Below are 18,033 nucleotides of genomic sequence, written 5' to 3'. Positions count from 1 at the left end.
AGAATGCCCGTCAATCCCGATCTCGCGATCCAAACGCCCGCCGATATCCTGCTCGAACGCTCCTTCGCGCTCGCGGATGAGGCCGCCACCAACGCATTCGGCGAGCGCTTCGCGCAGGCGATCGAAAGCGTGCGCGAGTTGCACCAAAACCCGCACCAAAGCCCGCTGCAAAAAGCGCAGCAACCAGCGCAACAACACACGCCTGGCGCCGCGAGTAATCAGGCATTCCACGGACTGCAAGTCCAACTCGTCGGCGACCTCGGCGCTGGCAAAACCACGCTCGTGCGCGCGACCTTGCGCGGCCTCGGCCACACCGGCCGCGTGCGCAGTCCCACCTACACACTCGTCGAACCCTACGTGCTCGAGCGGCCCGCTGGGGAACTCGCGCTCTATCACTTCGATCTGTACAGATTCACCGACCCGGCCGAATGGGCCGACGCGGGCTTTCGCGAGTACTTCGACAGCGGCGCCATCTGCCTCGTCGAATGGCCGCAGCGTGCCGGGCGTCTCCTTGGCGTGCCGGATCTCGTCTTCGCGCTCGACCTGGACCACGAGGGCGACGGCCGGGTACTCGTCGCACGGGCATACAGCGAATCAGGAAAGGCATGTCTCGAAAGATGTTGATCAAACCGTTCCGCTCGATCGAATCGGCGGCTACCGCAACGCATAACTGGCGGCGCCGGCAGATTCTGCGCGCGGGCGCGTCCACGCTGGTGCTCGGCCTTGTTGCCCCGCGTCTTGCGTGGGCGAGCTCGGTGCTGGGCGTGCGGGTCTGGCCGGCGCGCGATTACACGCGAGTGACGATCGAATCGGATCAGCCCTTGCAGAACGCGCAGCAGTTGCTGCAGGGTCCTGACCGGCTGGTGGTCGATCTGAGCGGCCTCGATCTGGATCAGGCGCTGAAGGATCTGGTATCGAAGATCACGCCGAACGATCCGCAGATCCAGTCGGTGCGTGTCGGGCAATATCAGCCGCACGTCGTGCGTATGGTGTTCGATCTGAAGGGTTCGGTGAAGCCGCAGGTGTTCACGCTGCCGCCGGTCGGCGCATACAAATACCGGCTGGTGTTCGACCTGTACCCCGCTGTCGCGCCCGATCCGCTGATGGATCTGCTCGCGCAGACCGAGCGTAAGCAGCAAACGCTGGACGAAAACAACGCGCCGCCCGCCACGCTGAGCGGCCCTGGCACCACGCCGCCCACCGCCGACAACAGCGAAGCCTTTTTCGAGCGTTATGCGCAGAACGGCAGCGGCGGGACGGCGCCGAGCGTACCGCGTCCGCCGGTGCACGTTGCGCCGACACCGGCTCCGCCCATCCTCGGCAAGCCTTCTACCCCGACGGCGCCCGTCGCGCCGCCCACAGCGATCGCCCGCAACAAGGGAGGCACTAGTGGCAGCAACCTCGGTGGCGACGACAACGACGGCGACGATAACTACGCCTTCACCAACCCGAAAACCGGCAAGAGCAACACGGTGCGTCTGCTCACTGTCGCGGTCGATCCGGGTCACGGCGGCGAAGACCCGGGCGCGATCGGCGGCTCGGGCACGTACGAGAAACACGTCGCACTCGACATCGCGAAGAAGTTGCGCGCGAAGATCGACGCACAGCCGAACATGCGCGCCATGATGACGCGCGACGCCGATTTCTTCGTGCCGCTGAACGTGCGCGTGCAGAAGGCGCGGCGCGTCGGCGCGGACCTGTTCGTGTCGATCCACGCGGACGCGTTCACCACGCCCGACGCGAAGGGCTCGTCGGTGTTCGCCTTGTCGGAGCACGGTGCGTCGAGCGCCGCGGCGCGCTGGATGGCGAACAAGGAGAACTCGTCGGATCAGATCGGCGGGATCAACATCAAGTCCGCCGACGCGACCGTTAATCGCGCGCTGTTCGATATGTCGACCACCGCGCAGATTCGCGATTCGATGCGCTACGGCAACTTCGTGCTGAAGGAGATCGGCGGTATCAACAAGCTGCACAAAGGCTCGGTCGAACAGGCCGGGTTTGCGGTGCTGAAGGCGCCGGATATTCCGTCGATCCTTGTGGAGACCGCCTTTATCAGCAACCCGGATGAAGAGCGCCGCCTGAACGACGACGCGTATCGGGAGAAGATGGCCGATGCGATCATGACCGGCATCAAGCGCTATTTCGCGGCGAATCCGCCGTTGGCGAAGAACCGAATGACCTGACGCTAGCCGGCGTGACGCCGCGTCATACCGTGTCATGCAAGCGATAAAAAAACGGCCGCTCGATGCCAAGCCCATCGCTTAATCTGTTGACGATTTGGTTTTGGCTTGACTGATGTTGGCGCTGCTTCGAAGCCCCTTGGAACTCGGTTCCTTAGGGGCTTTTTCTTGCCTCATGGACGCCCAGCAATTCATCCAGCTTCACGACGTGAGTTGCGAGACCCAGCCTCATGGCGGGTGTCTTTCCGTCGGCACCTTTGAGCGCGTAGTTGTAGTAGACCCGGAACACCGCCAGTATCTTCTCGATATGGACGGGGCGGTAGGCGGCGTAACCGTACCAGGTCCGGCCGGCCTTGCTCGCCGTGCCAATCGGCCGTTCAAGAAACGAGAGCCGCCGCCGGACCTGCATGAAGAAGCGGTCCACGGCGTGCAGGCTGCCCTTCAGATACAGGTTGGCCACGTGGTCACGGTCGTAATCGTCAAAGTCGGTCAGATAGCACAGCGCCTTCTGCGCTTCGCTGCTGTTCGGCACGGGATGCGCCAGCCAGCGGTCCTTCCATTTGCCAATTGACGCGGCCCGGTCCATTTCCTCCTGCATGAGGAGCACGGCGACCTCGTTCAGGCTCATGTCCGGGTTAGCGTCGACTGCCTCGTTAAACCGCTCCTGGCTCTCGCGCACGAGTCGCCGCTTCTCATCTACCGTCAGTTCCTTCGCGATACGTACATAAAAAGCATCACAACGCCGCTCTCGAATCTCGTCTTCGAATGCGGCGAGACACGCCGCACGGATACCGGGCTCCTGGTCGAGGTAGAACCGGACCTTCTCAACGCCTCTGAACAGCTCCCGAAGCAGGAAGAAGTGCGCGTACAGGGTGTACTCATTGCGCACCTGCATCCCAGCACTGGGAAACTGGCGGGCGCTCGTCATCAGTTCCGCGCTCTCGATGTCCGGCCGTACGTCGGCATTGTCGTATGTCGCCTCGATGTCGTCGGCCAGACTTTGCGCCGGCGGCGACCGTTTCGACATGCGTTTGAGCGACTCTGCCTGTGCCGCCGCGTAGTCTGGGTCGAGCCACAGGCGAGCATGTCGCCTGAACGGCGGCGCAGCGCTGAAGTCTCCGGCGGTCGCTGCCTCGGCGCCGACAGTCGCCGGGTCAAGACTGCCGTCGAAGTTCAGATGCATCCCAAACACATAGCCCGTCTCCAGCTCCGCACTCCCCAACGCCTGCAGTACGACGTTCCGCTTGTCCTGTCGTCGGCTCCAGTTGACGATGTACTCCTGCCGGTCTACAGCGACGTACACGCGGTCTCGTGCAAATCCATCGAGCAACGCCCGTTCGTGCTCAGCTGCGAATGTCGTGAGCTGCCGGAAGAAGAAATCCAGCTTGTCATACACCGTCTGCATGCTGACGTCCGCCACCTCGCAGATACGCGATAGCGGGGACTTGTTCATGAGCAGCTTCAGGATGATGCGGTTCTTGTGGGGCACTCTCTGCCGGAGGATAGGCGAAACCGGCACAGAGAACGTCTTCTTGCACGACCGGCACCTGAATCGTGGCGACCCCCGGTCTGTCCAGCCAAACCGCTGATATGCCAAAGAGTCGGATGCCGGTCGGCCGTAATTCGAGCACGTCGTGTTACGGCAGCCGCCCTCGAGCGGTTTCGCAAGATAACGGGACAGGCGCACCAATTCCTCGACTATGCCGAGGTTGCTCTTCATCGGCGGCATCTCGCCGCACAACCGGCAATGGAGTAGAGGTAGGTCTTTGCCGCGCGCTGCAATGGTGTACGCGCTACCTGCAGCACCGGCGGCCTTCGCTCTGCGGGCGTAACGGGGCAAGACGGCCGAAACGCCGAAATTCTCGCAGCGCGGATTCTTGCAGAAGTTGACCTGGACAAGTCGCCTGCGCCCGTCCGGCAGCGTCACCTCAACGGCGGGAGGGACCTTGGCCGGCGCCGCACCCGGCGTTTCAGGTGCATCAGGAAGACCCGACATGAAGAAACCCCTGTAAGTCATTGACTAGCAGGGGCTATTTTGCAGAATCAAAGACCGCTTATCAACAGATTAAGCGATGGGCTTGGCTCGATGCGGCCGTTTTTTCTGCTTCACGCTTAAGAGGCCGTCAACGTGCCGGTGAAAGCCGCTGCACGACCCAACCGCCGAACACATTCACCGCCAACCCCGCCATCACCAGCAAGGCGCCTACGACCTGCGCCTCGGACAACTGCTCGTCGAGAAACAGGGACGCCGACGCCAGCCCGACAATCGGCACCAACAGCGAGAACGGCGCCACCTGGCTCGCCGGATAGCGCGACAGAAGCCGACTCCACAACCCGTAGCCGATCAGCGTCGCGATAAACGCGAGATACACGATGGCGAAAATCGACATCGCACTGATCCCGGACAGCGCCGCGACGATCCGCTGCGGCCCCTCGAATGCGTACGACAGCGCGAAAAACGGCAACGGCGGAATCAGGCTGCCCCACACCACAAGCCCGACCAGATCGACCTTGCCGACCTTCTTCGTGACGATGTTGCCGAGCGCCCACGAACACGCGGCGCACAGCGTGAGGATGAAACCCGCGAACGTCATCGCATGGCCGCCTTGCATGCCGATGACCGCGAGGCCGCCCGCCGCGATCAGCAAACCGACGATGTTTGGCACGCGAAAGCGCTCATGCAGAAACAGCGCCGCGAAGATCAGCGTGAAGAATGCCTGCGCCTGCAAGACGAGCGACGCGAGCCCCGCGGGCATGCCGACGTACATGGCCGAGAACAGGAAAGCGAATTGCCCGAACGAAATCGTCGCGCCGTAAGCAAGCAGCCAGCGCCACGGCATCTGCGGCCGCTTGACGAAAAACACCGCCGGCACGGCGGCGAGCGCGAAACGCAACGCGCCGAGCAGCATCGGCGGCACGCCATGCAGGCCCATGTTGATCACGACGAAATTGACGCCCCACGCAATCACGACGACCAGCGCGAGCAGTAAATCCCTGGGCGACATCCCGGTCTCCATTTCGTTGTTGGATCCGGCAGTTTAGCGGACGCCGCCTCACTCGGCAGTGCGTTAAAACGTAGTTAGCCGTTCAGCCAGTTTTCCACGCGCAACCCTGGATACGCGGCGAAGTCACGTTCGTTGTTGGTCACCAGCACAACGTCGAGCGCCACGGCATGTGCCGCGATCAGCTTGTCGAGTTGATCCTTCTTGCGCTCGCGCGTCGCTTCGCGAATCGGACCGTACGCGCTTGCTGCAACGCTGTCGAACGGCATGACCAGAATGTCTTCGGCAAGCGCCGCCAGATTGCGGCGATCGCGCGCGCGGTTCGCCGATACCGCCACGCCGTATTCGAGTTCCGCAAAGGTGATGGCCGACATCACCACGTCGCCAACGAGACATTGCGCAAAGCGCTTCGCAACCTGTTCCGGTTGGTTTTTCATCAGGTAGATGCAGATATTGGTGTCGAGCATGTAGCGCGGCATTACAAATCCTCGCGCTCGGCCTGCTCGTGGTCACCACGTCCTTCCGCCATGAAGTCGGGCCCGAACTTAGCGAATTTCTTGAGCACGCCGGTCAGCGGACGCCGGGTTGGGCGGATCCGCAATTCTTCGCCGACTCGTTCGATTTCAACCTCGACGTCGGCCCGGTCGAAGGCCAATTCGGCTGGAATGCGCACCGCTTGCGAATTGCCGTTGCGAAAGACTTTTGTAAGCACGCCGAACTCCTGCTACGGATGTACGCTGTATGTACGAACCAATACTATAGCTCTCCACGGCGACGATGTAAATACATGTGTGTACATCGAGCGCGGAATGCGGCCGCAGCCTCAACCGCAGTAGAATCATTCATTAAACAAAATCCAACCCACCCTTCCAGCCGAGCCTGCCCATGTCTTCCTCGATCAAAGCAGTTCTCAAACCGCATCTGCGCGACGTCGGCAGCCTTACCGTGCGACGTGTGCTGCCGGCCATGGCGGCGCGCCTGATCGGCCCGTTCATCTTTTTCGACCACATGGGCCCCGCCACGCTCGAACCCGGCGTCGGACTCGACGTGCGCCCCCACCCGCATATCGGCCTCGCCACCGTCACGTATCTGTTCGAAGGCTCGATCATGCATCGCGACAGCCTCGGCTCCGAGCAGAAGATCGTCCCGGGCGACGTCAACTGGATGACGGCGGGACGTGGCATCGTCCATTCCGAGCGCTCGCCGGCCGAAGACCGCGAGAGCGGCCAGACCATGCACGGCATCCAGACCTGGGTCGCGCTGCCGCTCGACGACGAAGACATCGAACCGTCCTTCGCGCATCATGCGGCCAATACACTGCCGGTGGTCGAGCGCAACGGCGTCACCCTGCGCGTGATCGCGGGCACGGCGTTCGGCGAAACCTCGCCGGTCGCGACATTCTCCGGCACGCTCTATGTGGCCGCCGAGTTCGCCCCGGGCGGCGCCTTCGCGCTCGAACCGGAACACGAGGAACGCGGGGTCTATCTGGTGGACGGCGATCTGGAGATCGACGGCACCCCGCTCGAAGTCGGCCAGATGGCCGTGCTCGCACTCGACGAAACCGTCACGCTGGCCAGCACCCACGGCGCGCGCGTGATGCTGCTCGGAGGCGAGAAGCTGGATGGCGAACGCTTTATCGAATGGAACTTCGTCGCCAGTTCGCGCGAGAAGATCGAAGCCGCGAAGCTGGCATGGACCAATCAGGAGATGGGCAAGGTGCCCGGCGAAACCGAATGGATTCCGCTGCCGACAAGAAAATGAGTGAGCGAGGCGACTCTCATGCGGGCGCCACCGGCAAGCCCGCCTTCTGTGTGAGCATGTGCGGCCGCGGTGGCCTGCATCCGCCGCGTTGAACCATTGAATTCGCGGCATACGGCCCCATCTAGCCGACAAACCGTTTTTATCGACGAGGACGCAATGGACACCACTCTGGCCACTTTCGAACAGGACGTCATTACGGCGTCGACACTGGCCCCTGTGCTGGTCGATTTCTGGGCGCCGTGGTGCGGCCCCTGCAAGACGCTCGGCCCGATGCTCGAGAAGCTCGAAGCCGAAGCCGCCGGCAAATGGAAGCTGGTGAAGGTGAACGTCGACGAGAACCAGGAACTGGCCGCGCACTTCCAGGTGCGCAGCATTCCGCACGTCATGGCGTTTGCCGATGGCCAACCGGTCGATCAATTCGTCGGCGTGCTGCCGGAAGGCCAGTTACGCGAATTTATCGAGCGCCTCGTGCCGCAAGGCGCGGACGCGGCACGTGTTGAAGCGCAGGCCGCGTTGGCCGAAGGCCGTCGTGAGGATGCGTATGACGCGCTGCAAGCTGCCCTCGCCTACGACCCAGGCTTCGACGAAGCGCGCATGGATCGAATCGAAATGCTGCTCGAAGATAATCGCATCGACGAAGCGCGCAATGAAGTCGACCTGCTGTCGCCGAAAACCACGCAAGGGATCGACGCCCGCTTCAACACGATCAAGACACGGCTCGATGCGGTGGACGCGGCGGCTGACCTGCCGCCCACGGATGCACTCGAAGCCAAAGTCGCAGCGAACCCGGACGATCTCGAAGCACGCTTCGATCTGGCCAGCGCGCTCATCGCCCGCCGCAAATACGAAGGCGCGCTCGAGCACTTGTTGGCGATCGTGCAACGCGACCGCACGTTCCGCGATGACATTGGCCGTAAGACGATGCTGTCGGTGTTCGATCTCGCCGCGCATCAGCCGGAGCTGGTGTCGCAATGGCGGCGCAAGCTGAGCGCGTTGTTGTATTAATTGGGGGGGTGTTCAGGTGCGGCAAACGAGCCGCGCCTGCTCCGCCAACGCCCGCAACACATGCGCGGCCGCGGCAAAACCGAAGCTCGCCGTCACGCACACGCTCGATCCAAATCCCGCACAGTTCAAACCCACCGGTCCCGTATGACCCGGCGACGTCGTGACGTGCTCCGCTTCCTCGTCGATATCGCAGACAGCGGCTTCCGGATAGATCAGCGGTTCGTCGGAGTACACCGCGCTCACCTTGAACTTCGCCTTCGGACCACGCGGAAAGCCATGCAGTTTGCGCAACTGTCCGCGCACTTTCGACAGCAACGGGTCCTGGATGGTCAACGCGAGATCGTCGATCCGAATCCGCGTCGGGTCCAGTTGGCCACCCGCGCCGCCCACCGTAATCAACGGCTGCTTCTTCTCGACACACCACGCGATCAACGCAGTCTTGGTGCGCACGCTGTCGATCGCATCGATCACGTAATCAAAACCACCGCCGAGCGTCGCCGCAAAATTGTCCGGCTCGACGAAGTCTTCAATCAGCCGCACGTCGCAGAACGGATTGATTGCCGCGATGCGTTCGGCCATCGCCTCAACCTTCGGTTTTCCGTAGTTACCGTCTAGCGCGTGGATCTGGCGGTTAGTGTTGCTCTCGGCGACATTGTCCAGATCGATCAAGGTCAGCGTGCCGACCGCGCTGCGTGCTAACGCCTCTGCCACCCAGGAGCCGACCCCGCCGATGCCGATCACGGCGACGTGCGCCCCTTCGAACGCAGCGAGCGCCGGCGCGCCGTACAGGCGGGCAATGCCGCCGAAGCGCCGTGCGCGGTCGGCGGTTTCACTCCCGTCGAGGCTGGTAGTAAGATCGGAATGCGCGGTGGGGCTGGACATGGCGGAAGGCTCGTTCAAAGCAGGCAAAACACAAAGTGATAAAAACGCTCAGGTACACCCAAGCGTTCGCAGCCCGTATTTTGCCTGATCGCGACGATGCACATGGCCACACCCACTTAGGCACGGATGGCTGCAAAACGTAGTGGCCTGGATGTCCACACAGCGCGGCGGGCCTTGATCTGGTCGCGCGCAAAGAATTCACGCCTTGGCTATACTGGTTGTACTGTAGCGTTCGCATAAGAACATGACCTCACTCGCCGAACTTCGAAAAAACTATTCGCTGGGTTCTTTGGACGTTGCCGATATCGACCGCAACCCGTTTCGTCAATTCGACACGTGGTTTAAGCAAGCGGTAGACGCCCAACTGCCCGAGCCGAATACCATGACACTGGCCACCGTCGACTCGCGTGGCCGGCCGTCGGCGCGCATCGTGCTGATCAAAGGTGTCGACGAGCGCGGCTTTGTGTTCTTCACCAATTACGAAAGCCGCAAGGGCCGCGAACTGGCCGCCAATCCCTACGCGAGCTTGCTGTTCTACTGGATCGAACTCGAACGCCAGGTGCGCGTTGAAGGCCGCATCGTCAAAACCAGCCCGGCAGAAAGCGATACGTATTTCGCGTCGCGTCCGCTCAGTTCACGCATCGGCGCGTGGGCATCCAATCAAAGTCAGGTAATTGAAAGCCGTTCGCAGCTCGAAACACGTGAACGCGAAATCACCCTGCAATACGGCGACCAGCCACCGCGCCCACCGCACTGGGGCGGTTATCGTTTGGTACCCGAAGCAATCGAATTCTGGCAGGGCCGACCGTCGCGTCTACACGACCGTTTGCTCTACACGCGTTCAAGCGAAAGTAGCGACTGGCAAATCTCCCGCCTATCGCCTTGAATCGGAATACAACACGTATGCGCGTTGCCAACGCAGCAGCGCGCGACGGCCGGATTGCGCCTCGCGGTATGGGAGTTGCACCGCAGTGAGCTGCGATCCACACAGGCTTTGCTTTAGTTCAACGGACACGGAGAAATCACATGTTCTGGGAGAAAAAGCTGGCGCAGTGGGTGGAAGATGTAAAAACCAAGGCTAACGTGCCAGCACGCCTTGTGCTGTGGGACGGCCAGCAACATGACTTCGGGCAGTTCGCCGCGCCTCAGGTCACGCTACATGTCAAAAGCGCCACTGCGCTGCCCTATCTGCTCGAACCGAGCCTCGACAATCTCGGCGAGGCGTATGTGAAGGGCAAGATCGACATCGAGGGCAAGCTGTCGGACATCATCAACGTCAGCTACCAGCTCGCGCGCAACACCGTCACCAGCGCGAGCAAGCTGGCGCGCGTGCGGCGCTACTTCCAGCACTCGAAGTCGTCGGACAAGAGGGCCGTTCAGTATCACTACGACGTCTCGAACGAGTTCTACAAGCTGTGGCTCGACGAGAACATGGTGTACTCGTGTGCGTACTTCGAGAATGGCGATGAAGATCTCGCCACCGCGCAGATCAAGAAGATCGACCACATCCTCACCAAGATCCAGTTGCAACCGGGGCAGCGCCTGCTCGATATCGGCTGCGGCTGGGGTGCGCTCGTACTGCGCGCGGCGCAGAAATTCGGTGCGAAGTGCGTGGGTGTGACGCTGTCGCAAAACCAGTTCGATCTCGCTACCGCCCGCGTGAAAGCCGCGGGCCTGGAAAACCAGATCGAGATTCGTCTGCAGGATTACCGCGACGTCGAAGGGCAGTTCGATCGCATCACCAGCGTCGGCATGTTCGAGCACGTGGGCCGCAAGAATCTGCCGGGCTACTTCCAGAAGATCCACGATCTGCTCGTCGACGACGGCGTCGCCATGAATCACGGCATCACGTCGAGCGATTCGGACAGCGGCGAAACCGCGCTCGGCGGCGGCGAATTCATCGACCGCTATGTGTTCCCGGACGGCGAGCTGCCGCATATCGGCCTCGCGCTCGAAGCAATGCAGCGCGGTGGGCTCGAAGCGGTTGACGTCGAAAGCCTGCGCCGTCACTATGCGCACACGCTGGACATCTGGGCGGAAAACTTCGAGGCGCATGCGGACGAAGCCCGCACGCTGGTCGATGACGAAAAATTCCGCATCTGGCGCGTGTACCTCGCCGGTTGCGCGTACGCGTTCGAAACCGACGACGTCTCGATCTACCAGGTGGTGTGCCGCAAAGCCGGCCGCAGTGCGACAACCTTGCCGTGGTCGCGTCACTATATGTACGACAAATCACTGTGATACGGTTGCGCCACGGCGATGTGCCGTGGCTGCGTGCCGGGTCTACGTGCATTGCGTGGCGGCCCGACACGGCGCAAACCTTAAACAGCAGGTCGAACATCGATGGACCAGAGCGGGACAAGCGAAGTTGAACAGCCGGTGAGCGGCGAGCAGGACGCACAGGCCGACGCACCGCAGTTCGATCTGTTCGGGATGCCGGTCGAGCAGGCGCCGGCATCGGCGGCGCCTGCCGCTGCCACCCCGGCAACAGCCGACGAAACGGCACAGCTTGAGCGGCGGCGCCAGCCGCGCGCGAAGAAAAGCGCCACCACCCTCTGGCAAGAAGATGACGCGCCGCCAGCGCCCGTCGCCAACGCCGACTCCAGTTCAACACCGTCTGCCCCGGATGCGCCGAAGAAACGCCGTACACGCGACGTGCTCGCCGCTCCACCCTCTCCTAAACTCCTGGCGCTCGCCGCCGAACTGCCGTCGCAGATCCATCTCGGTACGTCGACATGGTCGTTTCCGGGCTGGAACGGCATCGTCTACGGCGACGAGTACAGCAACAGCAAACTCTCGCGCGAAGGTCTGACCGCCTACGGCGCGCATCCGCTGTTGAGGACTGTCAGCATCGACCGGTCGTTTTACCAGGCGCTCACCGTCACCGAATACTTGCGCTATGCGCAACAGGTGCCGGAGCACTTCCGCTTCATTGTCAAAGCGCCGATGACGATCACCGACGCGACCGTCCGCGCCGAACGCGGCGAGCCGGTTTCGTTGAACCCGTGCTTCCTGAACGCGCAAATGGCAATCGACGAATTCGTCACGCCATGTCTCGAAGGCCTCGGCACGAAAGCCGGTGCACTGGTGTTCCAGCTCTCGCCGCTGCCCGACCAGATGCTCGCGCAACCGGCGGTGTTCATCGAGCGACTCGCCGAGTTCCTGACGGCGTTGCCGAAGCTGCCCGAAGGCACGTGCTATGCGATCGAAATCCGCGATGGGAGTTTGCTCACGCCGCGCTTTATCCGCACGCTAAAGGCGGCGGGCGTGCGGTACTGCGTGGGGATTCATGCGCGGATGCCGGATCCGCTGCGCCAGGCGGCGGCGCTCGCGCTGCTGGACGGCGAGCCGGCCGGCCCGCTGATCGTGCGCTGGAGTTTGCACGGCGGCTTCAAATACGAACAGGCGAAAGCCAAGTACGAACCGTTCGACCAGTTGGTCGATCAGGACCCGTCGACCCGCGCCGCGCTCGCCGAGCTGGCTGCGCGCTATGCGCTAGCCGGCCAGCCGGTGGTGATTGCGATCAACAACAAGGCAGAGGGGTCGGCGCCGTTGAGTTGCGTGGAACTGGCGCGGGAGATTATTGAAGCGTATGCGCGGCTTGCTCATGAGCACGAACACGAGCATGACCATGCGCAAACGCGCCCGGAGTCGGAGCCGAATCTGAACGAGAATGGGCAGCAAGAAGGGGACGAGCAAGGCTGAGCGGCGCAGCGCCCGCGCATGGCGAAGCGCCTGAGGTCTCCTGGCTTGCCGAGCCGCGATGTAAGCGGCGGCCCAGCTTGAAACCTGAACCGCCGCCTATCTCGCCGTCTCGCCAATCAGTCCGCCATCAAATCTCCACTGCCGCGCCGACTCAGCTCGCCTTGATCCGATGGGCGAACTTCTGACGGAACTTCGCAACTTTCGGCGCCACCACGAACGAGCAGTACCCCTGATTCGGATGCTGCGCGAAGTAGTTCTGGTGATACGCCTCGGCCGGCCAGTAGTTGCCGTCGAGCGGCAGCACCTGGGTGACAATCTGGCCGTCGTAAATCCCCTGTTCGCCGATCTCGCGAATCGCCTGCAGCGCCGTTTCTCGCTGCGCGTCGGAGTGGGTAAAAATCACCGAGCGGTACTGCGTGCCGACATCGTTACCCTGCCGGTTCAACTGGGTCGGATCGTGGATCGCGAAGAAAATATCGAGAATCTCGCGATAGCTGATCTTCGCCGGATCGAAGTCGACGTTCACGACTTCCGCGTGGCCCGTCACGCCGTCGCACACCTGTTCGTAGGTCGGCCGCTGGGTCTGGCCGCCCGCATAGCCCGACTCCACCGAGTTCACGCCTTCGACGCCCAGATACACCGCTTCGAGGCACCAGAAACACCCGCCACCGAGGGTGGCGACTTCGCCTGTCTGACTCATGCTGCTTGCTCCTTGATACTCATAGTCGGCCGATGCCGGTCCCAGTTAACCGCAACGCTCATGCCACCACCAAGACTTTCCAGCTTAGCGGTTTTTCCATTAACCGGCAGGTGTCGCGGCCAGTCCACCGCGATTGCAGTTAAAATTGGGGCAAATCGACGATTTTCACTATGACTTTTGAATCATTTGTTTCCGGCCGCACGCGCGATGGGTTCAGTCCGGGGTTCGCCCGGTTTGCGCCGAAGGCTTCTGCCCGATGAAGCGCGCCAGCCCGCCCAACTTCGACCAGCCCGCCTTTAAACAGGCGCTCAGCCAATTCGCCACCGGCGTCACCGTCATCACCACGCGTGCAGCATCCGGCCAGTTGATCGGCATCACGGCCAGCTCGTTCAATTCGGTTTCGCTCAATCCGCCGCTGGTGCTGTGGAGCCTCGCCACGCGCTCGGCGTCGATGTCGGTGTTCCGGGCGAACAGTCACTACGTGGTCAACGTACTCGCCGCGTCGCAGCTCGATCTGTGCAAGCGTTTTGCCACGGTGAAGGGCGATCGTTTCGAAGGTGTCTCGCACGCCGAAGGCGATACCGGCATGCCGGTGCTCGACGGCGCGCTCGCCTGGTTCGAATGCCATAACCGCAGCCGCTACGAAGAAGGCGACCACGTGATTTTCGTCGGCGAAGTGGAGCGCTGCGGCGTCCACGAGAGTGCCGCGGAGATTGCGCCGCTGGTCTTCCATAGCGGTCAATTCCACGGACTCAAATCGCTCTGAACGCGGCGCCGCTGTGTTTTAACAGCGGCCCGCACGCGGGCAAAAGCGGGTACACGCCGACGCAAGCTGAGCAGCTCCTCGCACTCAGCTATGCGGCGCGCTATGTCCGGTCGTTTTCGGCACCAGCGACACTGGCACGCCCGAATCTTCTTTCAACGTCTGCAACACGATATTCGAACGAATATCCATCACGCCCGGCGCCTTATAGAGGCGTTGCAGCACGAAATCCGAATAGTGTTTGAGGTTGTGGGCGAGCACCCGCAGCAGATAATGGGTTTCGCCGGTCACGACAAACGCGCCGACCACTTCCGGCCAGTCCCGCACCGCCTCAGCAAAACGCTCGTGCCAGTTCTCCTGGTCGTTGCGCATTGACACCTGCACGAATGCTTCCAGTTCGAAACCCAGCACTTCGCGGTTCAGACACGCGCGGTAATGTTCGATGACGCCCTGCTCTTCCAGCAGGCGCAGGCGTCGTAGACAGGCCGATGGCGAAAGCGAAATGCGCTCCGCCAAATCGAGATTGCTGATCCGTCCTTCTTGCTGAAGCACCGTCAAGATACGGCAATCGGTGGCGTCGAGCGAGATCGCGTTCATATTCGGTCTCCCTTTCCCATTTGACTCAAATTATGTTCCAAGACACGGCTCAGAAGGAGATTTTTTCGCAATCACATTTCGCGCCAAGCCACCTATCATTCCTGGATAGACACAATCCGCCGATGGAGACATGGAAACACTCTGGGACATCACCCCCGCCGTCGATACCGCGACGCCCGTCTGGCCCGGCGATACGCCGGTCGGCATCGAACGCGTGTGGCGCATGGAGGCGGGCTCGCCCGTCAACGTCGCGCGCCTGACCTTGTCGCCGCATACCGGCGCCCACACCGACGCCCCGCTTCACTACGACGCCGAAGGCGCGGCGATCGGCCAGGTTGCGCTCGATGCGTACCTTGGACGCTGCCGCGTAATTCATTGCATCGGCGCTTCGCCTGTTGTGACGCCACAACACCTGAGCGGCTCGCTCGACGACCTGCCGCCGCGAGTCTTACTACGCACTTACAAAAACGCGCCGACTGCGGTCTGGGATAGCGCGTTCTGCGCGGTTGCGCCGGAGACCATCGATCTGCTGGCAGCGAAAGGGGTGAAGCTGATCGGCATCGATACGCCTTCGCTCGATCCGCAGGACTCGAAGACGATGGACGCGCACCACCGGATTCGCGCGCACCGCATGGCGATTCTCGAAGGCATCGTGCTGGATGCCGTCGCGCCCGGCGACTACGAACTGATCGCGCTGCCGCTGAAGCTGACCACGCTCGATGCGAGCCCCGTGCGCGCCGTGCTGCGCGCGCTGCCCGACTCTCGCTGATCGCCGACGCTCTGCAAACTGAATCAACGCACTCATCGCATCCACCGAATTCCCTGATCTGACTGACTGGACCATCATGAACACTCGTGAAGAAGCATTGGCGCTGGATAGCGCCGACCCGCTCGCAACGCTGCGCGACCAGTTCGCGCTGTCACCGACGACCATCTATCTCGACGGCAACTCGCTCGGCGTGCCGCCGGCGGCCGCCGCGCAGCGCGCGCAGACCGTGATCGGCGCCGAATGGGGCGAAGGTCTCATCCGCAGTTGGAACACCGCCGGCTGGTTTGAATTGCCGCGCCGTCTTGGCAACAAGCTCGCACCGCTGATCGGTGCGGCTGAAAACGAGGTGGTCGTCACGGATACGATTTCGATCAATCTGTTCAAGCTTTTGTCGGCAGCCCTGCGCTTGGCGAACGCACGCGATCCGAAGCGTCGCGTGATCGTTTCTGAGCGCTCGAATTTCCCGACCGATCTGTATATCGCGCAAGGGCTGATCGAACAGCTCGACCGCGGTTATGAGTTGCGCCTCGTTGACGATCCGTCCGAGTTGCCCGCCGCGATCGGCGACGACACCGCGATCGCGATGATCACTCATGTGAATTACCGCACCGGCTATATGCACGACATGGCCGCGTTGACGAAGCTCATCCACGACAAAGGCGCGCTTGCGCTGTGGGACCTCGCGCATTCAGCGGGCGCGGTGCCGGTCGACCTGAATGGCGTTGGCGCCGACTACGCGGTGGGCTGCACGTATAAGTATCTGAATGGCGGTCCGGGTTCGCCGGCGTTCGTGTGGGTGCCGAAGCGGCATCAAAACGATTTCTCGCAGCCGCTGTCCGGTTGGTGGGGTCATCGTGCGCCGTTCAAGATGGACCCGGAGTACCAACCTGACGATGGCATCGGCCGCTTCCTGTGCGGCACGCAACCGATGGTGTCGATGTCGCTGGTCGAATGTGGTCTCGATGTGTTCCTGCAAACTGATATGCAGACGATCCGCGCGAAGTCGCTCGCGTTGACCGATTTGTTTATCGAACTGGTCGAAGCGCGTTGTGGTGAGTTTCCTTTGAAGCTCGTGACACCCCGTGAGCATGCGCAGCGCGGTTCGCATGCAAGCTTCGAGCATCCGCATGGTTATGAAGTGATGCAGGCGTTGATCGCGCGTGGCGTGATCGGCGACTATCGCGAGCCGCATGTATTGCGGTTTGGCTTTACGCCGCTGTATACGCGCTTTGTCGATGTGTGGGACGCGGTGGAGACGCTGCGCGATGTGCTTACGCAAGAGACCTGGCGGGCACCTGAATTTGCCGCTCGCGGCGCTGTGACCTAAGGAGCGCGCGATGACAGATCATATGCAAACGCCGGGATTGCCGGAAGAAAAGCCGGCGCAAGGGTGTCCGTTTGGGCATGGCAGTGGGGTTGCCCCTTCGGCCGCTGCTACGGCCTCTGCCGCTGCCGATTCCGGCGATGGCTGGCATGATGCGCAGCTCGATTTTTCAGAGTCGATGAGTTACGGCGACTATCTTTCGCTGGGGACGGTGCTGGATGCGCAGCATCCGTTGTCTCCGGATCACAACGAGATGCTGTTCATCATCCAGCATCAGACGAGTGAGTTGTGGATGAAGCTCGCGCTGTATGAATTGCGCGCGGCGCTGAAGGCGGTGCATCGCGATGAGTTGCCGCCGGCGTTCAAGATGCTCGCTCGCGTGTCGCGGATCATGGAGCAACTCGTGCAGGCATGGAGCGTTCTCGCGACGATGACGCCATCCGAGTACACGGCAATGCGGCCTTATCTGGGTAGCTCCTCCGGCTTTCAGTCTTATCAGTATCGGCAGATCGAGTTTTTGCTCGGCAATAAGAATGAGCAGATGCTGAAGCCGCACGCGCATCGCGCGGATGTTCTTGCCGAGGTAACGGCTTCGCTGGAAGCGCCTTCGTTTTACGATGAAGTTGTTCGACTGTTGGCGCGGCGCGGGTTTGCCATTTCACCGTCTCGGTTGGATCGGGATTGGACGCAACCTACTGTGCATGATGCTTCCGTTGAGGCGGCCTGGTTGGAGGTTTATCGGAATCCTTCTCAGCATTGGGAGTTGTATGAGATGGCGGAGGAGCTTGTCGATCTCGAGGACGCGTTTCGACAGTGGCGGTTCAGGCATGTGACAACGGTTGAGCGGATTATTGGGTTCAAGCAAGGCACGGGTGGTACGAGCGGTGCCCCCTATCTGCGGAAGATGCTGGATGTGGTTTTGTTTCCTGAGCTTTGGCATGTGAGGACGATGCTTTAAGCGTCTTCGTTTCGCTGCCAATGCTCGATGCATTGAGCACGTTCACGCAACGCGTGGTGCAGCGTAGACGCACAGGTCACAATGTAAAGATTGGTCACAGTTTGTGCGTTTAGCCTGTTTGGTTGATCGTCTTAAAAAACGGTTGGGTTAGATTTCCATGTGCCGTCGGAAAAGACGGCTGGGTGTGAGAGCCCGAAGCAACGAAACGCACTACTTGCGAAAGTAGGTAGTGCTCAATCACGCACACCTTTTCTATGGGCGGGTCGTGGTGAGTGGGTCGCAAGACCCGCCGGTTTCGTTTTGTTGCTCGGTCTCTCAAACTCGCTACGTGCCCGCTCACCTATAAGGACTTCCCCTTTTTAGCAAGCTCGGTTTTCATTCATCCAT

General features: G+C 61.6%; 18 protein-coding genes. 11 read left to right on the top strand and 7 right to left on the bottom strand.

The window, feature by feature from the left end:
• Positions 1 to 3: 3 nt before the first annotated feature.
• Together tsaE and M0D64_RS39995 are read left to right on the top strand one after the other, a co-directional pair.
• The gene (gene tsaE / locus M0D64_RS40000; RefSeq protein ID WP_266261720.1) at positions 4 to 624 is read left to right on the top strand and encodes a tRNA (adenosine(37)-N6)-threonylcarbamoyltransferase complex ATPase subunit type 1 TsaE; all 621 of its coding nucleotides are present in this window, start codon (positions 4 to 6) and stop codon (positions 622 to 624) included.
• Positions 606 to 2,183: an N-acetylmuramoyl-L-alanine amidase gene (locus tag M0D64_RS39995; RefSeq protein ID WP_266261719.1), complete on the top strand. Its 1,578-nt coding sequence runs from the start codon at positions 606 to 608 to the stop codon at positions 2,181 to 2,183. Before tsaE ends, M0D64_RS39995 begins: the two co-directional genes overlap by 19 nt.
• A 151-nt stretch (positions 2,184 to 2,334) precedes the next feature.
• On the opposite strand, the gene M0D64_RS39990 is transcribed toward M0D64_RS39995, so the two are convergent.
• The 4 genes from M0D64_RS39990 to vapB all read right to left on the bottom strand — a co-directional run bounded on the left by M0D64_RS39990 (position 2,335) and on the right by vapB (position 5,894).
• Positions 2,335 to 4,176 (bottom strand): hypothetical protein, encoded by a 1,842-nt coding sequence (locus tag M0D64_RS39990; protein WP_266261718.1) that lies wholly within the window; start codon positions 4,174 to 4,176, stop codon positions 2,335 to 2,337.
• Positions 4,177 to 4,303: 127 nt separating this feature from the next.
• A complete protein-coding gene (locus M0D64_RS39985) occupies positions 4,304 to 5,185 on the bottom strand; it encodes an EamA family transporter (protein WP_266261717.1) in 882 nt (293 codons plus the stop codon).
• Between the two features lie 74 nt (positions 5,186 to 5,259).
• On the bottom strand, positions 5,260 to 5,661 hold the full coding sequence (locus M0D64_RS39980; RefSeq protein ID WP_266261716.1) for a type II toxin-antitoxin system VapC family toxin: 402 nt from the start codon (positions 5,659 to 5,661) through the stop codon (positions 5,260 to 5,262).
• Entirely contained in the window at positions 5,661 to 5,894 is a 234-nt protein-coding gene (gene vapB, locus M0D64_RS39975) for a type II toxin-antitoxin system VapB family antitoxin (RefSeq protein WP_054034329.1), read from the bottom strand. Before vapB ends, M0D64_RS39980 begins: the two co-directional genes overlap by 1 nt.
• A gap of 173 nt (positions 5,895 to 6,067) precedes the next feature.
• Here vapB and M0D64_RS39970 point away from each other — a divergent pair, with 173 nt between their 5' ends.
• Together M0D64_RS39970 and trxA are read left to right on the top strand one after the other, a co-directional pair.
• Positions 6,068 to 6,943: a pirin family protein gene (locus M0D64_RS39970; protein ID WP_171926087.1), complete on the top strand. Its 876-nt coding sequence runs from the start codon at positions 6,068 to 6,070 to the stop codon at positions 6,941 to 6,943.
• 156 nt (positions 6,944 to 7,099) lie between these two features.
• Positions 7,100 to 7,948: a thioredoxin gene (gene trxA / locus M0D64_RS39965; RefSeq protein ID WP_171926086.1), complete on the top strand. Its 849-nt coding sequence runs from the start codon at positions 7,100 to 7,102 to the stop codon at positions 7,946 to 7,948.
• Positions 7,949 to 7,960: 12 nt separating this feature from the next.
• On the opposite strand, the gene tcdA is transcribed toward trxA, so the two are convergent.
• Entirely contained in the window at positions 7,961 to 8,830 is an 870-nt protein-coding gene (gene tcdA, locus M0D64_RS39960) for a tRNA cyclic N6-threonylcarbamoyladenosine(37) synthase TcdA (protein ID WP_171926085.1), read from the bottom strand.
• Positions 8,831 to 9,074: 244 nt separating this feature from the next.
• On the opposite strand from tcdA, the gene pdxH reads away from it, so the two are divergent.
• From pdxH to M0D64_RS39945, 3 genes are all read left to right on the top strand, one after another.
• The gene (gene pdxH / locus M0D64_RS39955) at positions 9,075 to 9,716 is read left to right on the top strand and encodes a pyridoxamine 5'-phosphate oxidase (protein WP_171926084.1); all 642 of its coding nucleotides are present in this window, start codon (positions 9,075 to 9,077) and stop codon (positions 9,714 to 9,716) included.
• A 140-nt stretch (positions 9,717 to 9,856) separates the two neighbouring features.
• Positions 9,857 to 11,071 carry a cyclopropane-fatty-acyl-phospholipid synthase family protein gene (locus tag M0D64_RS39950; protein WP_266261715.1) on the top strand — a complete coding sequence of 405 codons (1,215 nt, stop codon included), beginning with the start codon at positions 9,857 to 9,859 and terminating at the stop codon, positions 11,069 to 11,071.
• 102 nt (positions 11,072 to 11,173) lie between these two features.
• On the top strand, positions 11,174 to 12,535 hold the full coding sequence (locus M0D64_RS39945) for a DUF72 domain-containing protein (RefSeq protein WP_266261714.1): 1,362 nt from the start codon (positions 11,174 to 11,176) through the stop codon (positions 12,533 to 12,535).
• A 151-nt stretch (positions 12,536 to 12,686) separates the two neighbouring features.
• Here the strand turns inward: M0D64_RS39945 and msrA are convergent, their stop codons facing one another.
• Positions 12,687 to 13,235 carry a peptide-methionine (S)-S-oxide reductase MsrA gene (gene msrA, locus M0D64_RS39940; RefSeq protein WP_153134590.1) on the bottom strand — a complete coding sequence of 183 codons (549 nt, stop codon included), beginning with the start codon at positions 13,233 to 13,235 and terminating at the stop codon, positions 12,687 to 12,689.
• 256 nt (positions 13,236 to 13,491) lie between these two features.
• Here msrA and M0D64_RS39935 point away from each other — a divergent pair, with 256 nt between their 5' ends.
• Positions 13,492 to 14,001 carry a flavin reductase family protein gene (locus tag M0D64_RS39935; protein ID WP_154558628.1) on the top strand — a complete coding sequence of 170 codons (510 nt, stop codon included), beginning with the start codon at positions 13,492 to 13,494 and terminating at the stop codon, positions 13,999 to 14,001.
• 84 nt (positions 14,002 to 14,085) lie between these two features.
• Here M0D64_RS39935 and M0D64_RS39930 read toward each other — a convergent pair whose 3' ends face one another.
• Positions 14,086 to 14,595, bottom strand: coding sequence for an Lrp/AsnC family transcriptional regulator (locus tag M0D64_RS39930; RefSeq protein ID WP_054034335.1), 510 nt, complete (start codon positions 14,593 to 14,595; stop codon positions 14,086 to 14,088).
• 130 nt (positions 14,596 to 14,725) lie between these two features.
• On the opposite strand from M0D64_RS39930, the gene kynB reads away from it, so the two are divergent.
• From kynB to kynA, 3 genes are all read left to right on the top strand, one after another.
• Complete coding sequence (kynB, locus tag M0D64_RS39925; RefSeq protein WP_171926081.1) at positions 14,726 to 15,364, top strand: arylformamidase; 639 nt, start codon at positions 14,726 to 14,728, stop codon at positions 15,362 to 15,364.
• Between the two features lie 76 nt (positions 15,365 to 15,440).
• On the top strand, positions 15,441 to 16,691 hold the full coding sequence (gene kynU / locus M0D64_RS39920) for a kynureninase (protein ID WP_171926080.1): 1,251 nt from the start codon (positions 15,441 to 15,443) through the stop codon (positions 16,689 to 16,691).
• Between the two features lie 10 nt (positions 16,692 to 16,701).
• Entirely contained in the window at positions 16,702 to 17,646 is a 945-nt protein-coding gene (kynA, locus tag M0D64_RS39915; RefSeq protein WP_171926079.1) for a tryptophan 2,3-dioxygenase, read from the top strand.
• Positions 17,647 to 18,033 lie beyond the last annotated feature (387 nt).

The sequence above is a fragment of the Paraburkholderia sp. WS6 genome (assembly GCF_030464835.1).
GTDB lineage: Bacteria > Pseudomonadota > Gammaproteobacteria > Burkholderiales > Burkholderiaceae > Paraburkholderia > Paraburkholderia madseniana.
The sequence above is the reverse complement of the archived record's forward strand: the minus strand, read 5'-3'. Positions and strand labels throughout refer to the sequence as shown.

Excerpts from the sequence above, each read along its gene's own strand:
- tsaE (WP_266261720.1), top strand. The coding sequence starts at position 4 with ATGCCCGTCAATCCCGATCTCGCGATCCAAACGCCCGCCGATATCCTG.
- M0D64_RS39995 (WP_266261719.1), top strand. The coding sequence starts at position 606 with ATGTCTCGAAAGATGTTGATCAAACCGTTCCGCTCGATCGAATCGGCG.
- M0D64_RS39990 (WP_266261718.1), bottom strand. The coding sequence starts at position 4,176 with ATGTCGGGTCTTCCTGATGCACCTGAAACGCCGGGTGCGGCGCCGGCC.
- M0D64_RS39985 (WP_266261717.1), bottom strand. The coding sequence starts at position 5,185 with ATGTCGCCCAGGGATTTACTGCTCGCGCTGGTCGTCGTGATTGCGTGG.
- M0D64_RS39980 (WP_266261716.1), bottom strand. The coding sequence starts at position 5,661 with ATGCCGCGCTACATGCTCGACACCAATATCTGCATCTACCTGATGAAA.
- M0D64_RS39970 (WP_171926087.1), top strand. The coding sequence starts at position 6,068 with ATGTCTTCCTCGATCAAAGCAGTTCTCAAACCGCATCTGCGCGACGTC.
- trxA (WP_171926086.1), top strand. The coding sequence starts at position 7,100 with ATGGACACCACTCTGGCCACTTTCGAACAGGACGTCATTACGGCGTCG.
- tcdA (WP_171926085.1), bottom strand. The coding sequence starts at position 8,830 with ATGTCCAGCCCCACCGCGCATTCCGATCTTACTACCAGCCTCGACGGG.
- pdxH (WP_171926084.1), top strand. The coding sequence starts at position 9,075 with ATGACCTCACTCGCCGAACTTCGAAAAAACTATTCGCTGGGTTCTTTG.
- M0D64_RS39950 (WP_266261715.1), top strand. The coding sequence starts at position 9,857 with ATGTTCTGGGAGAAAAAGCTGGCGCAGTGGGTGGAAGATGTAAAAACC.
- M0D64_RS39945 (WP_266261714.1), top strand. The coding sequence starts at position 11,174 with ATGGACCAGAGCGGGACAAGCGAAGTTGAACAGCCGGTGAGCGGCGAG.
- msrA (WP_153134590.1), bottom strand. The coding sequence starts at position 13,235 with ATGAGTCAGACAGGCGAAGTCGCCACCCTCGGTGGCGGGTGTTTCTGG.
- M0D64_RS39935 (WP_154558628.1), top strand. The coding sequence starts at position 13,492 with ATGAAGCGCGCCAGCCCGCCCAACTTCGACCAGCCCGCCTTTAAACAG.
- M0D64_RS39930 (WP_054034335.1), bottom strand. The coding sequence starts at position 14,595 with ATGAACGCGATCTCGCTCGACGCCACCGATTGCCGTATCTTGACGGTG.
- kynB (WP_171926081.1), top strand. The coding sequence starts at position 14,726 with ATGGAAACACTCTGGGACATCACCCCCGCCGTCGATACCGCGACGCCC.
- kynU (WP_171926080.1), top strand. The coding sequence starts at position 15,441 with ATGAACACTCGTGAAGAAGCATTGGCGCTGGATAGCGCCGACCCGCTC.
- kynA (WP_171926079.1), top strand. The coding sequence starts at position 16,702 with ATGACAGATCATATGCAAACGCCGGGATTGCCGGAAGAAAAGCCGGCG.